Origin of the sequence: Akkermansia sp. N21169 (assembly GCF_029854675.1) — a bacterium.
In the GTDB taxonomy this organism is placed as follows: domain Bacteria; phylum Verrucomicrobiota; class Verrucomicrobiia; order Verrucomicrobiales; family Akkermansiaceae; genus Akkermansia.
In genome coordinates this window covers 238,237-252,887 of the sequence record NZ_JARWNC010000039.1, presented here as the reverse complement: position 1 = coordinate 252,887, position 14,651 = coordinate 238,237, and the positions used below count along the sequence as shown (strand labels likewise).

The 14,651-nt window shown below is 53.2% G+C and carries 9 protein-coding genes; 5 read left to right on the top strand and 4 right to left on the bottom strand.

Annotated features, from left to right (window positions below):
* Nucleotides 1-5: 5 nt before the first annotated feature.
* From QET40_RS08785 to QET40_RS08765, 5 genes are all read left to right on the top strand, one after another.
* A complete protein-coding gene (locus tag QET40_RS08785; protein WP_280126798.1) occupies nt 6-1,190 on the top strand; it encodes an AGE family epimerase/isomerase in 1,185 nt (394 codons plus the stop codon).
* Nucleotides 1,191-1,301: 111 nt separating this feature from the next.
* On the top strand, nt 1,302-2,276 hold the full coding sequence (locus QET40_RS08780) for a serine hydrolase (protein WP_280126797.1): 975 nt from the start codon (nt 1,302-1,304) through the stop codon (nt 2,274-2,276).
* Nucleotides 2,277-2,334: 58 nt separating this feature from the next.
* Nucleotides 2,335-3,417, top strand: a complete 1,083-nt coding sequence (locus QET40_RS08775; RefSeq protein WP_280126796.1) for an ATP-dependent 6-phosphofructokinase — start codon at nt 2,335-2,337, stop codon at nt 3,415-3,417.
* Nucleotides 3,418-3,620: 203 nt separating this feature from the next.
* Nucleotides 3,621-5,756 carry an alpha-L-fucosidase gene (locus QET40_RS08770; protein ID WP_280126795.1) on the top strand — a complete coding sequence of 712 codons (2,136 nt, stop codon included), beginning with the start codon at nt 3,621-3,623 and terminating at the stop codon, nt 5,754-5,756.
* Nucleotides 5,757-5,905: 149 nt separating this feature from the next.
* Nucleotides 5,906-6,520, top strand: a complete 615-nt coding sequence (locus QET40_RS08765; RefSeq protein WP_280126794.1) for a DUF2238 domain-containing protein — start codon at nt 5,906-5,908, stop codon at nt 6,518-6,520.
* Between the two features lie 232 nt (nt 6,521-6,752).
* On the opposite strand, the gene QET40_RS08760 is transcribed toward QET40_RS08765, so the two are convergent.
* From QET40_RS08760 to QET40_RS08745, 4 genes are all read right to left on the bottom strand, one after another.
* Nucleotides 6,753-7,907 carry a S41 family peptidase gene (locus tag QET40_RS08760; RefSeq protein WP_280126793.1) on the bottom strand — a complete coding sequence of 385 codons (1,155 nt, stop codon included), beginning with the start codon at nt 7,905-7,907 and terminating at the stop codon, nt 6,753-6,755.
* An 89-nt stretch (nt 7,908-7,996) separates the two neighbouring features.
* Entirely contained in the window at nt 7,997-9,511 is a 1,515-nt protein-coding gene (locus QET40_RS08755; RefSeq protein ID WP_280126792.1) for an arylsulfatase, read from the bottom strand.
* A gap of 35 nt (nt 9,512-9,546) precedes the next feature.
* On the bottom strand, nt 9,547-12,399 hold the full coding sequence (locus tag QET40_RS08750) for a sugar-binding domain-containing protein (RefSeq protein WP_280126791.1): 2,853 nt from the start codon (nt 12,397-12,399) through the stop codon (nt 9,547-9,549).
* 23 nt (nt 12,400-12,422) lie between these two features.
* Nucleotides 12,423-14,612, bottom strand: coding sequence for an alpha-L-fucosidase (locus QET40_RS08745; protein ID WP_345783067.1), 2,190 nt, complete (start codon nt 14,610-14,612; stop codon nt 12,423-12,425).
* Nucleotides 14,613-14,651: the final 39 nt, after the last annotated feature.

Below are 14,651 nucleotides of genomic sequence, written 5' to 3'. Positions count from 1 at the left end.
CAACCATGAGCGATTCTCTCGATCTGAAAGAACTGGGCGAATTCTATAAAGACCGCCTGCTCAACGACGTTGTCCCGTTTTGGTTCCCCCGCGCCGTTGATACCCGGCATGGAGGCCTTCTGCATTGCTTCGATGCGGACGGCTCCATCGTCGATACCGACAAATCCGTCTGGGCCCAGGGCCGTATGGCCTGGATGCTGCTGACCATGTATCAGAGCATCGAGAAACGTCCGGAATGGCTTGCATGGGCGGAAAGCGCCCTCACTTTCCTGGAGCGCTACTGCATCGACCCGTCCGATGGCCGCATGTACTTCCATGTAGCCCAGGACGGCACCCCGATTCGCAAGCGCCGTTATGCCTACAGCGAATCGTTTGCCGCTATTTCCTTCGCCGCCCATGCGGCCGCTACGGGGAACGGCGACTCAGCCGTCAAGGCACGCCATTGGTTCGATATCTTCACCCGGATCCACTTCGAACCCGGAGCCATGGAACCGAAGTTCACGGGTAACCGCCCGGCAACCGATCTGGGCTCCCGGATGATCACCCTCGTCACCGCCCAGGAAATGCGCCGGTTTCTGGGCAAAGACCCCTTATTCACTCAATGGATCGACCGTTGCATCAACGACCTGGTCACCCTGTTCATGAAGCCCGACATCAAGGCAGTCATGGAAGTCGTAGCTCCGGACGGCAGCATCATTGATCATTTCAATGAACGTACGCTGAATCCCGGCCATACGATCGAAGGCGGATGGTTCGTCCTGGAAGAAGCCCGGCAACGCGGCAACGACCCAGCCCTGATCAAAATCGGCTGCGACATGATCGACTGGGCCTTCGCACGCGGATGGGACCGGGAACAAGGCGGACTGCTCTACTATTGCGACGTTTACAACAAACCCGTCCAGGAATACTGGCACAACATGAAATTCTGGTGGCCTCACGACGAAGCCCTCATCGGTTCCATGCTTGCCTATGTCCTGACGGGAGAATCCCGCTACGCCACCATGCACAACATGGTGCACGAGTGGTCCTTCAACCACTTCCAGGACAAAGAAAACGGAGAATGGTTCGGCTATCTCAACCGCGACGGTTCCCCCTCCAATACACTCAAGGGCAGCCTGTGGAAATCCTTCTTCCACCACCCGCGCGCCCTATGGACTTGCGCCAAGTATTGCGGGGTCATCAACGACTGATGCCGTAAGTTAAAAACACATTTGGATCCAACGGTTCGCACCACATTTGATGCGAACCGTTTTTTCGCTTTCCAAACCCGAATTTTCGTTTCATTATCTGCCCGCCTCCTTATGAAGAAATTGATTCTAGCATTCGCAGCGCTCGTCGCCCTCTCCGTCATGCCCGCCATGGCTCAGCAGAAGGGTGCGCCAAGCTACATCGCAGTTGAATCCAACTCCGGCAAAATACTGTTCAGCAGCAACGCAGAGAAGGAACGCCCCATCTCCAGCCTCGCCCAGGTTGCCACTGCTCTTGTCGCCCTGGACTGGGTGGAACGTACCAAGGTCGAACTCAACCGTATCATCACGGTTCCTCAGGAAGCCTATGCCATCACGATGGGCAACCCCATGAACCTCCGGCCCGGTGACCGCATCACCCTTCGCGACGCTCTTTACTCAACCCTGCTGGGAGCCGATAACGTTTCTTCGCTGACCATCGCCAATTTCGTCGGCAGAGACCTGTCTGCCCGCCGTGGCGGAGGCTCTCCGATCAGCCTGTTCGTCCGTGAAATGAACAATCTCGCAGCGGCCATCGGCATGAAGAAAACGCATTTCGTTGCCCCTCATGGTCTGGAATCTCCCGATTCGGCCTCCACCTCCTGCGCCGTTGACCTGGCTCTTCTAGGCATGTACGCCACCCAACGGCCAGCCTTCTGCTTCATCGTCAAGCAACCCAGCCGCCGCATCGGAGTAGAAACCCTCTCCAGCGGAACGCAACTTTACGACGTTACCAACACCAACGCCCTCCTTGCACAACCGGGAGTCGACGGAATCAAAACAGCCAAATCAAGGATCTCCGGCCCTTGTATTCTTCTGAGTGCCACGCGCAATGCCTACGTCCGGCAAAACCCGCAAACAGGCAAAGACATGATCTACCCTCAGCGTCTGGTCATCGTCGTACTTGGCACGGAAGACCGTTACAAGCTTTCCAAGAGTCTTATCACTCATAGCTGGAAATCGTGGGAACGATGGATCAACTCGGGGGCTCCCGCGCTTGATCACAAGGAATTCCTCCAACTTCCCACTGCTCAACAACCAACCAAATAATAGCAAATGCCGGGATAAACTCCCGGCAATTTCATTCAACTCACTACTTCAAAAAATTATGAATATCGGTATCCTGAACAGTGGAGGAGATTGCCCCGGACTTAATGCGGTTATCGAAGGAGCCGTCGGCGCCGCTTCCAGAAAAGGCTGGACCGTCTATGGTTTTTACGACGGCTTCGAAGGTCTCCTCTCCGAGCCGGACAAACCCCGCTACGAAATTCTCACTCCCGAAAGCTGCCGCAACATCCGTTCCATGGGCGGCACCATCCTCGGCACTGTCAACAAGGGCAACTTCGCGATCAAAGTAGGCATCGGCCAAAAAGGTGAAATTGAACCCTCGGTTCTCGCCAAGACCAAAGCCACGGTAGAACGTCTCAACATCGAAGCCCTGATCGTTGTCGGCGGAGACGGTTCACAATCCACAGCCCTCCTCCTTTCCGAAATCGGTCTGCCTGTCGTCGGAGTTCCCAAAACCATCGACAATGACCTGGGAGCCACCGATGTCACCTTTGGCTTCAACAGCGCCGTAGAAGTCGTCACCGAAGCCATTGATCGCCTCCGTACGACCGCCTGCGCCCACCAGCGCATGATGGTTGTTGAAGTCATGGGGCGCCATGCCGGATGGATCGCCCTCCATGGTGGCATTGCAGGTAGTGCGGACGTCATCCTCCTCCCCGAAATCCCCTTCGATCTCGGAACCGTCGTCGCATCCATCAACGAACGCAAAGCGAAAGGACAGCGTGAAATCATCGTCGTCGTCTCCGAAGGCGCCATGCTCGCCAACGAATTAATTCTCATCGACGCTGCCACTCAAGGTGAAGTCCGCCTAGGAGGTATCGGCAATGTCATCGCCGAAAAGCTCGAAGAAGCCACCGGTATCGAAACGCGAGCCTGCGTCCTCGGCCATACTCAGCGCGGCGGATCCCCCTGCGCCTTCGACCGCGTCATCGGAACCCGCTTCGGAGCTCATGCCATCCAACTCGTCTCCGCCGGGCAATTCAGCCACATGGTTGCTCTGCACGGTACGGAAATGGTTGCAGTTCCGATCGAAGAAGCAGTCAAAACGCTCAAACTGGTCGATCCCGGCTGCCAACTCGTCCAGACCGGTCGCGACTTGGGCGTCTGCTTTGGCGATCAATAAACCGAGGAACTCTCCTCGACTTTCATACAAGGGGCTGTCTCTCTAAAAAGAGGCAACCCCTTTGTTTTTTTGAAAAAATCGTACAAAACGCCCTTTCCACGGAATCTTACCAGAAAAAAATCCATAAACCACCATCACTGGTCTTTTATTAAATTCCTGCTTTTATTCTGTTCTCCCCACTATTCTTCATTTAGCTTTTTTCCATGTTCAAACTCAGACACCATGCATTCTATCTTCTTACCGCGCTTGGGGGGACGCTCCTCATGCCAGCCTGGGGAGGTCCTGTAGCTCCATGGCTCAGAGCTTACATTGACGGTGAAGAAGTAGTTGGCACTACATTGGAAAGCCGCTACAGCACTCCTGACGATGAAGCGACCAAACCTGTCATCCAATGGGAAAAAGCGGATTCCCGCAACGGAAAACCCGTTCCGGTGCAGCAGGGCAAGGATGCGGAATCCTACACCCTGACGGACAAAGACGCCGGAAAATACTTTCGGATCATTGTGGGCAAAGGGACCAAGGACGCCATCGCCAGCCAATGGATAGGCCCGGTCATCACGGAAGAGCAGGCGGAAAGCATCAACAACCGTTTTGATCCCGGTAAAAGCTACCAGGAAAATGTGGATGCACTCCAAAAGGAGCTGTCCGAAAAACTCAAGGACGCCGTTTACTTCACCGTCGATACAGATAAACTCCACGGCGCGCCTTACGCGATGGTCGGAAACAAACGGATAGCGCTGCCTGAAGATGTCAGGCCTTTCCGGGAAAACGGGAATATCTACGTAAACCATCCTTTTGTGCAAGCCGTTTTCAACAAAGAGCTGCCGGACGAAATCATGGAGGAAGCAGGCGGCCAGAAGGCCTATGAAATAGGCAACGTGGCCAAGGCCCTGAAACTCCACCTCTGGCAGGGAGACAAGGAAAAGGCCCCCGTACCAAACTTCCGCATGCAGCCCATGGCGGAAGGCCTGGTGGTTCTTTCTCCTGAAAAAGATGTTTTCTCCCCCGTCCGGGACCGTGACCTGATCAATGAAGCCATCAACAGACTCTTTGACTTCAAGGCCAATGACAAGCAGTTGAAATGGTTCCGCGACGCCAAATTCGGCCTGTTCGTGCACTGGAACCCCTCTTCCCTGCTGGAACGGGAAATCAGCTGGGAACGCAATGCGGCGCGCCCCAAGGACAGTGCGAGCGGCCACCAAAACGTCATAGACTTTGAATATGACTCAGCCCATCGCCGCTTCAACCCCAAGCAATACGATCCCAGGAAGTGGATGTCCGTGGCCAAAAAAAGCGGCATGAAATACGCTGTTCTGACCACCAAGCACCACGACAGCTTCTCCAACTTCCCCTCCGACTACGACACATTCACCATCGCCAACACTCCCTACGGCAAAGACATCGTGGGGCAGTTCGCGGCAGCGGCCCATGCGGCAGGGCTCAGGCTGGGCTTCTATTATTCCGGTCGGGACTGGTACAATCCCTACTACCTGACCAACCAGCACTACCGCTATCTGGAATACTACTTCGGCCAGCTCAGTGAACTGCTCACCCGCTACGGCCAGGTAGACGTGCTCTGGTTCGACAGCCTGGGCAATAGCTCCCTGAACCAGTGGGATCCGCGTACCATGATGCGCCGCATCAAGCAGTACCAGCCGGACATTCTAGTCAACAACCGCATGAACGGCACGAGGGGAGGCAACAAGGGACCGCTGGCCGACGACCTGAAAGGCGACTTCCTGACGCCGGAATGCAAGCTGGGGCCGTTCAATGATAAAACGCCCTGGGAAAGCTGCATGACCGTGGCTGACATTCCCGGTACACGCTGGACAGGCAACTGGTCCTATACCTCCAAGGCCAAGGTCAAACCCGTTGAAACCTCCATCAAATTCCTGATCAACAACACCGTCAAGGACGGCAACCTGCTTTACAACATCGGGCCCACCCCGCTGGGTACTCTGGATCCGAAACAGGCAGAAACCTTCTTGGCCATGGGTAAATGGATCGCCCCCTACCGGGAGGCTATCTACAATACCCGCGGAGGCCCCTACAAAGACGAACCCTGGGGCGGCAGCTGCTACAAAACAACCAACAGCGGCAAAAAAATCGTTTATCTGCATATCAGTCCGCTGATCGCTCAAAAAGGAAAAGAGCTTAAAGGAAACGAGCCGCTCTTTATCAAAGACATCGGAGAGAAATTCACGAAGGCAACCATCATCGTGAACGGCAAAGGAAACGGGCAGGCTGCCAAACTTGAAAAAGTAGATGACCAATACAAAATCACCCTGCCCGCAGGCGTAGCCTGGGACAGCATAGACACCGTCATCAAACTTCAATGACCCCCTTTCTCCTACGGAGCGAGAGATAGCATGCAGCTCGGGGGCTGTTTCACGAAGGATTGAAAAATCCGACTGAGACAGCCCTTCTTTTTTCCTCCGGACAATTTGGAAATTGGATTCCGTCGTCGTATCGGTTAACCTTTTCCTTAATGAGCAGATTATTTACGGTCATTCTCTCCCTCATGTTCGTCATCCTTTCCATATGGTCGGGATGGGAACCGGTCATGCGCAGCGTCTGGTATATTGAATTTGCCCCGGCAGAAGTCATCTTCATCCTGTTTCTCTTCATCGACAGCCGGTTCCGTTTCAGTGCGACAAGTCGTATTCTGATCTTCGCATGGCTCTTCTGGCATACGATCGGCGCTCATTACACATTTGCCAACGTTCCCTTCCAATGGTTCTCCGATCTGCTGGACACCCCACGTAACCATTTTGATCGCATCAGCCACTTCCTCATCGGTCTATACGCCTTCCCCATTGCCGAATGGCTTACTCGTACCTGCAAGCTCACTCTGCCGGTAGCACTGGTCTTCTCCCTCAGCTCCATCATGGCTGTCGCCGCCGGATACGAAATTTTCGAATGGATTTATGCCGTCTTTGATGGAGGTGAAAACGGTCTCGAAATCCTCGGAGCGCAAGGCGACATCTGGGATGCGCAAAAAGACATGCTCTGCGATACCGCCGGAGCCGTCTTCGCCTTGATCCTCTTCTCCCTCATCAGGCCTTACAAAAGGAGCGTTCACGCACTACCTCCTACTGAGTAGATTCAACAGGTACCCTTAACTATACCAGTAGCGACATCAGTCACTGGCATAGTATTCAATTCGGTCGTCGTGTCACATCCATAATGTCACGAAACGCACTATCCAAAAATTACTCCAGGCAAAAAAATCACAACAAACTATACAATAAAAATATACGTATCATTTCCAGCAAATCATATGGGCAATTATTGTTAATTGTACGTTAATTATGATTTCCAACAATGAGACTGATTCATTTTTTCAACACGAAATTCTCCGCAGCCTTGATCTCGCTGTTTTCACCACGGGCCAGTTCCGCTGGGTCGGCTTCAATTGGAACGTCAGGAGCTATTCCGAAAAACTCAATGGGCTTCCCATTCAAACCGCCACGACTCCGCTGAGACAAAATCAAGGTAGCTACGCCACTAGGAAAACTCCAAGTATATTTGGCACTGGAAGCTCCCGCAGTTGTAGACCCGAACAACTTTGCACCAGCACCATTCTTCAAATCGCGAGCCAAAGTCTCGCCTGCCGACATGCAGCCGGCATCGATAATTACTGCCAGGGGGAGCTTGGTCTCCACCAATGCCGCAGGCAACTCCGAACTATAATTACCCCCTCCATTGCCGCGTAAGTCGATAATCCACCCTTTGGCATCCGGGAATTTGCTCAGGGCTACACGAACGCCTTGCAGGGTTTCCTTCCCACGGATGCGGCGAAGATGCATGTATCCCACGCCGCTGGGAAGCCGGGTGTATGAGCAGAAGCCCTCGCCACGGTCCAGCCTGGGCATGTGGTAGGTATGATTCCATCCCTTCGCTTCCCAATCATTTTTCAAGGTGATGGTACGATCGCGCTTTCCGTCGCTGACGACGAGTTTGTGTTCCGAGATTTTTTGTGAAGCCAAGGGCTGGCGATAGACGAATACAGCCGCACGCTGGGGACTGGAAAAGCCACCGCCCTGCTTCCATGTTTCCTCCGTCTTGGTATCCAGAAATTTTCGGGCAGGTACTCCGTCAATACTGCGAACCAGTGTTCCCGGAGGCAGGTTTTTCAGCACTTCCGGGGAAGCATCCGCAATGACCACCTGCTTGTTGATGGCTGGCATCAGCGTGAGCGGCAACGCATATTCCGGCTCTCTGGCGGGAATGGGGGAGCGGGTTTTCTGAAACCCCGCGTGTCCATCGCGCAAAACACCCAGAGCCTCCATTACCACCTTCAAAAACTCTTCATCATTCCGTGCCTGGTCGGCCTTGTCCTTCAGTTTGCGTTTTGCCTTCTTCCAGTCGTTGCCGATTTTCTTCAGCTCAAAAAATGGATATTTGGCATCCACTTCCTGTTCAAAGGCCTTCCAGTCGGAAGAATACTCCCCGGCATTACCTGTACATGCCAGTAAACACGCCAGCATGCACACTGTGAAAACATGCTTAATCATTAAATCACTCACATATCACGACTCAGCGAAAAAGCAACACAATACTCCACCAATACCGTTGGTCATTTCGTCCCTAATTCATGAAGAAACTCTTCATGAATTTTTTGCACGAGTTCAGGGTATTTTTTGGCGATATTATCTGTTTCTCCCGGATCATTCTTAAGGTTGTAAAGGATGGCATCGGAAGACTTCTTTTTAGCCCTGTTGTCAGAAGAAGAGGGAATGTATTTATAATCTCCGGAAACCATGGCTAACCGAGTCTCGCTAAGAGCCTGTTCCACAAGATTCTTTCTTCCCTGCTTCTTTTGTCCCAGAAGGGTTGACATCAAATTTTGGCTATCGGGGAAAACTCCGTCCGGATAAGTCTGCCGGGTGAGAGCAGCCAGTGATGCGGCCAAATCCATTTGGGAAATAAGGGCATCACTCGTCGTACCATCAGCAGTATGTCCCGGCCATGATACAATGAACGGTACCCTCGTTCCCCCTTCATCCAGACTATATTTGCCACCTTTCCACGGGCCGGACGGTCGATGTCCGTTCAGATCTTTCAAGGCACCATCGTAATATCCGTCAATCACAACCGGCCCGTTGTCACTGGAGAAGATGATCAAAGTATCGTTTTTAATACCTGCCTTTTCCAAAGCCTGGACAATCCGCCCCAGGCAATCATCCAATTGGACAACCGCATCACCCCGGATCCCACACTGGCTCTTGCCGAGAAAACGTCCATGGGGGTCTCTGGGCGTATGAATATCATTGGTGGCAAAATACAGGAAGAACGGTGTCTCTTTATTTTTTTCGATAAAAGCAATGGCCTCATTGGTCAGGTCATCCGCAAGGTCGCAATCCTTCCATAAAGCGGATTTTCCCCCTTTCATGAATCCAATTCTGCTAATGCCGTTAATGATCGTATCCATGTGCTGATTATTGCATGAATACCTTAAGGCTTCAGGATGTTCTCTTCCTGTGGGAACACCCGGGATTTTCTTTTTATAACTGATTTCTATGGGATCATCGGGATCCAAATTCTCGACAATCCCATTCCTGATATATACGCAAGGGACGCGATCAGCCGTTGCGGCCATGATATAACTTTCATCAAAACCGACATCCCTGGGATTCGGAGAAATGGGTTTGTTCCAGTCGATTTCTCCATTGCCCAGCCCCAAATGCCATTTTCCAACAGCACATGTTTTATACCCTGCCTTCTTCAACATCGAAGGCAGGGTCATTCTCCTGTCTGCCGTTGGAACAATGAGAGGAGCGTCACCCGGAAGAATATGGACTCCCTTTCTTCTCCACGGGTACTCCCCCGTCATCACAGCATAACGGGAAGGGGTACAAACGGATGTCGTACTGTGGGCATTGGTAAATCTCACTCCCTGTTCCGCCAGTTTATCGATATGGGGTGTAGGGATTTTTGTTGCTCCATAACACCCCGTATCGCCGTATCCCAGATCATCCGCATAAAAATAAATGATTGCCTTGGGGCGTGGAATATTTTGATCTTCAGCTGCCAGTGAAGTACATGCAAAACATGCTGCGCATGCACAACCCACAAGTGTCCTTACAAACATACTATCTTTTATCATAGCGGATATGCCTCGTGAGATTACTTGTTTTTGACGGGTGAAGAAGGGAGCAGTTTTTCCAAATCCTCGACGGTCAGTTCCTGGGATGGGTTAAAATCCGCGGAAGCCATGTATTGCAGGATGCTGTGGCGGAATTGGCGTGCGCCGGGGCGTTTGTCCAAATCCTTGTCGAGATCCGCGCCACAGACGATCAATTTGCCATTCCCGACCTTCATTTCCATGAGTAGCCCCAGCTTCCGATTGATGAACCAGTCGTCGATGTAGTGGATGATGGGGCGATACGATTTCGGCAGGGAATCCATCACGATGGCCTGGCTGTCATGCACGATGTCCCACCACTGCCAGTCGGAATAGCCGTCGTTGGGGAATGCCGCCAAAGCCGGATGTTTGGGATTGCAGTACACGCCGAGCGTGTGCGGAGCCTGATTGTTCGTCCAGGCCGTGTTCCAGAAGATCGATGAGAATCCGACGGCGATGTTGCCGCCATTCTGCGGAGCGAGAGAGCCTTTCTTCAGGGAGAGGAGTACCTTTCCGCCCTGAGCCAGGTGTTCCTTGGTCTTCTGATCGAAACAATGCGTCACATAAGGCATATCCTTCACCTCGGGAAGTGTGGCCGGATACACCCAGATGTTCCACATATTGCGCCCCTGGACGGATGCTCCGGAAGCATCCTTGACGCTCACCTCCACTGTCAGGCATGCGGGATCTGCAATCTGAGACAGAGGGAATGAAATCTTTCCAACCTGATTAGCATTTCCCAAGGGGATATCGCTGGAGAATTGACCGGAAGCCACCACCTTGCCGTCTCGACATGATGCCTTCCACTCCACCGAGGCTCCCTTCAGGGCTTCCTTGCCGAAATGGGCAATCTCCACCGGGGCTTCCAAGGTTTCGTTGTTGTGCCAGATCATGCGCGGGAAACGCACCAGAGGCACGGTGTCGCTGCAGAACGTCCGGTACTCCTGTGCATCGACATAGCCCTTGGAGCCCCATTGGGCATTCAAGGTTCCGACCAGAGCCGAACCCTGACCAGGAAAATCCGTCAGGCCCAAAAGCTGGAACCCGCCCATGTTCGGCGTGCGCAGAGCGGCTTCGATATCCGCCTTATAGCAGAGCGTTTGGAGCCTGCCGGAAGCAAAGAGGAACTCGTCCGCCAGATCGGCCATGCCCTTGTTGGCAAGCACTTCCTGAAACAGCTCGAAATTCTTCGCCTTCAAAACGCCCGTGTACTTGGCAATTTCCTTGAAGTCGGGGAAGGCGCACCACTGGCCGATTTCATGGCTGACTGTGGGCATGTTCTTCTTGATGATGTCGCGGAAGTCATAGTCAAACGTCGGCGGCTGGGCATTGATCCGGCTACGGAGTCCGGCTCCCCAGCCCTGGATTCTAGGATCCGGAGCATTCCAGTAATCGGCGTTTCCCAGATACGGCCACCCGGCGGCCCCCGTGTAAACGCGGCGCGAGTCTGCCTTCTTCCAGCTATCGACGAGATTCGCCAGATAGTTCACAAGATTATTACCGCCGGGTTCGTTCCCATAAGCCATCAGACAGAATGAAGGGTGGTTGCCGTATTCCTTAAGAATGCGGTCTCCTTCTTCGCGCACCCAGTTATTGAGTTTAGGATCATCGCCGACCACCATGCTCCAGGCTCCGCATTCCACCTGCAAATACAATCCCAACTTGTCCGCAGCCTCAAAGGCAGCCTCCGGTGGACACCAGGAATGGAAGCGGATGTGGTTGAGTCCATACTCCCGGGCTGTTTTGAACATTTTTTCCCAGGAAGCTACATCCGTAGCAGGATACCCCGTCTTCGGGAAGACACAGCATTCCAGCGTACCACGCAAGAAAACCGGTTTCCCATTAATAACAAAACGCGTACCATCCACCTTGAACTCGCGAAGGCCAAAAACCGTCTTCTTCACATCGGCATCCCGGCCTTCACCGATAGTCGTCCGGACATAGTAACACACGGGATTGTGCTCGTCCCAAAGCTCGGCCTTGTCGCCGAGGATCAAGTTGGCCTGTACCTGCGCCGTCCCCTCGCCCTGTTCCACCTGTAATTCCACAGGATCGCCGATTCTCCGTCCATCTTCCGTCACCACTTCTACAAGAACCTTGCTCGCCCGGACGGGATTCTTCCTGACGGAAGCATCCATCTGGACGGACTTGCCTTTCACGGACGGAGTCAGCCGGACATCTTCCACGCGAGCAGGAGGAAGTGCATTGATCGCCATTCTGCCGACGATGCCGTTCCAATTGCTCTGCGTATGGTCGGAAACGCTGTGCGCATCAATACCGACAGGGATGTGTACGCGGTTATCCACCCGCACCGTCAGCCGGTGTTTCCCCGGTGTCAACCCCTTGAGCAGGTAACGATGGGGCGTACCAAGCGAATCCCGGCTGCCAACGAACTGATCGTCCACATAAAGAGATGTCTCCCAGTGCGTCCGTTCCAGTTCTACCATCCACTCACCCGATGATGAAGCGGGAAGGTCAATTTCTCTCTGGAACCAGGTAACGCCCTGATAATATTTGTCCGGTTGCAGCCAGGAAGGTACTTTGTATGGGATGTCCCCGCCCTGCTGCGCATATTTTTTGTACACGGGATCCCCCAATACAGACTTGGTATCCCTCTTGTTGCCGACCCACGGTGTATTGGGCCCCACGTTTTCTCCGATGCCCTGGCTCTGGATCGAGCCCGGGAGCGTTAACGCATGATCCAGCTTTTTGCCGAACCATTGTTCCTGAACACCCCTGTCATCGGGATCCAGAGCATAATTCCATGTACCCTGGAGCGGAATGTCCGCCATCGACGCATAACTCAATGCGCCTGCCAGAATGGCTGTTGATAGTATGTGTCGTATCGTTGTCATAAGAAAAATCTGGGATAGCACTGCTAGAACAGGGATAGTTCCGCGATGCTCAGTTCCTTGCCTCCGGCTGCGATCCCGGTAGCTTCCACCCGGATGTACCGGGCCTTGACCTTTTTCTTGAAGAAATGTTCGCGCTTCGTCGGATCATTGATCAGGTTGCCGAATTCGAAGTTTTCCAGCACCGACCAGCTTTTGCCGTCCTGGCTCGTCTTAATGACGCCGCGTTCCATCATCCCCTTGGCATTCTCCTTCTGCGGGGTATAGGCAAAGCCGCTCAAGAGACGTTCGGTACCCAGATCGAGTTCCAGGAAATGAGGAGATTGCCCGGGCGGAGTCGTCCAATACGTCTGGTCATTGCCATCGAAAGCTTTGTCGGCTTCATGTCCGGGCTCCTGCCCGGATGACTTCGCCAGAGTCCAATCGCCCTTCGGATAACCGACGATTTCCTTGAATACGGGGCCAGCCTGCCCGCCAGCAATGGCCAGGGCCTTCAGCATCCCGCAATCCATCGTGAAGGGAGCCTTATACACGGGAGATGAAGCCGTAGGATCCGTACCGTCAACCGTGTAGTGAATTACCATCGTGCCGCCAAGATTCTTCGCCGCATCCTGTCCATGGGATTTCCACCCGAACTGATGGCGGACTGATTCCAGCGTCACCCTATTCTCCCTACTTACCGTAGCCTGCAATTGCGGTGGACGGTTCTTGTAAAAGTGCGCAGAAACTTTGGCGATGCCGGGAGGCACGCTGCGAGATTGAAGTACACGCACGCGAATCTTGTCCGTCGTCACGTCAGGGAAACGCAGAATCCGTTTGTAACCGATGTTGGTCGCTTGGGCAATTTCCTTCCAGGCTCCATCAATCCAGGCATCCACGGCATGTTCTTCCACGCGTTCACCGCATTTGGCAATGGCCTCCTGAAGCACCAGGCGGTTGATCGTCACCGGATGAGACATACTCAGGATGAGTTCACCAGACAAACCCGGCAACTGAACAAAAGTATCGAGATCATCATCCAGCAGAGCAACATCACCCTGGGCACCCTTCAGAAGATCCGTTCCGTAGGTTTCGCGAATGCGTTGCCCCACTTCCTCCAGGCACTGGACGTCTGCCGGAGAGAATTTCCCCTCGCGATTCGGCGGGATATTCAGCAAGAACACGGAATTGCCCCCGACGGCGCGCTCATAGATATCGAACACATCGTCGGCATTGCGCACCTTCTGGTTGGTATCGTCGCGATAAAACCAGCCCTCGCGAATCGAGGTATTCACTTCCGTCGGCTGGTAGTGCAGGAACTTGGCTGCGTAGAGTTTTTCCCGGCTGGCAATGTCATTGTCCGTAATATCCGGGAATTGCTGTGACGTCAGCGGGTCAAACTGGTAGGGGATCACATTCCATTCGGAAGCGCGCGTTCCTCCGGCTTCATTGCCGCACCAGCGAATATCCTCGCGCCCGAAAACCACAGCCTTTGGGGCCAGCTTATGGATCAATTCCTTCCACGCGGTATAATTGTACTTCTGCCCACCCTTGCTCTTGGGATGGGCGCCATCAAACCACAACTCGTTCACGGGGCCGTACTCCGTCAGCAATTCATAGAGCTGGTTCAGGAAATATTCATTGTAGTCATCGACCTCAAATTCAAATTTCTCCGTACTCTTGAAGGGACGCCCCGGAACATTCCTGGGAATTGTCCTCTTGGTAGCTTTGCTGCCATTGCCGTACAGCCCTTGAGGGTTTTCCATCTGATACAAATCTGCCGGAGAAACATAAATACCCAGCTTCAATCCGTACTTTTGGCATGACTGAACCAGTTCTCGAAGAATATCTCCCTTTCCATTTTCAAAGTTACTCGACATCATGCCGTGGTCGGTATACCGGGTTTGCCACAGGCAAAACCCATCGTGGTGTTTGACAGTCATGATAACCATCTTCATGCCCGCCGTCTTCATCACCCGGCACCATTGATCGGTATCAAGCGTCTTCAGGTCAAAAACTTTCGGATCTTCCTTCCCATCCCCCCATTCCTTACAGGTGAATGTATTGGGACCCATGTTAATAAAAGCGATAAACTCGTTTTTGAGAGCATCCAGCTGGTTGGATGTCGGGACAACCTGAGCAGCCTTCCGTATAATGGATTCCTGACTTTCGCCCAACTCCACCGGAATGGTCGAAAAAGTGGCAACTTCTTCAGCCAAGGCAAAAGAATGGATCATGGCAACGCAAACAGCCGACTGGAACAGTATCGTATAATT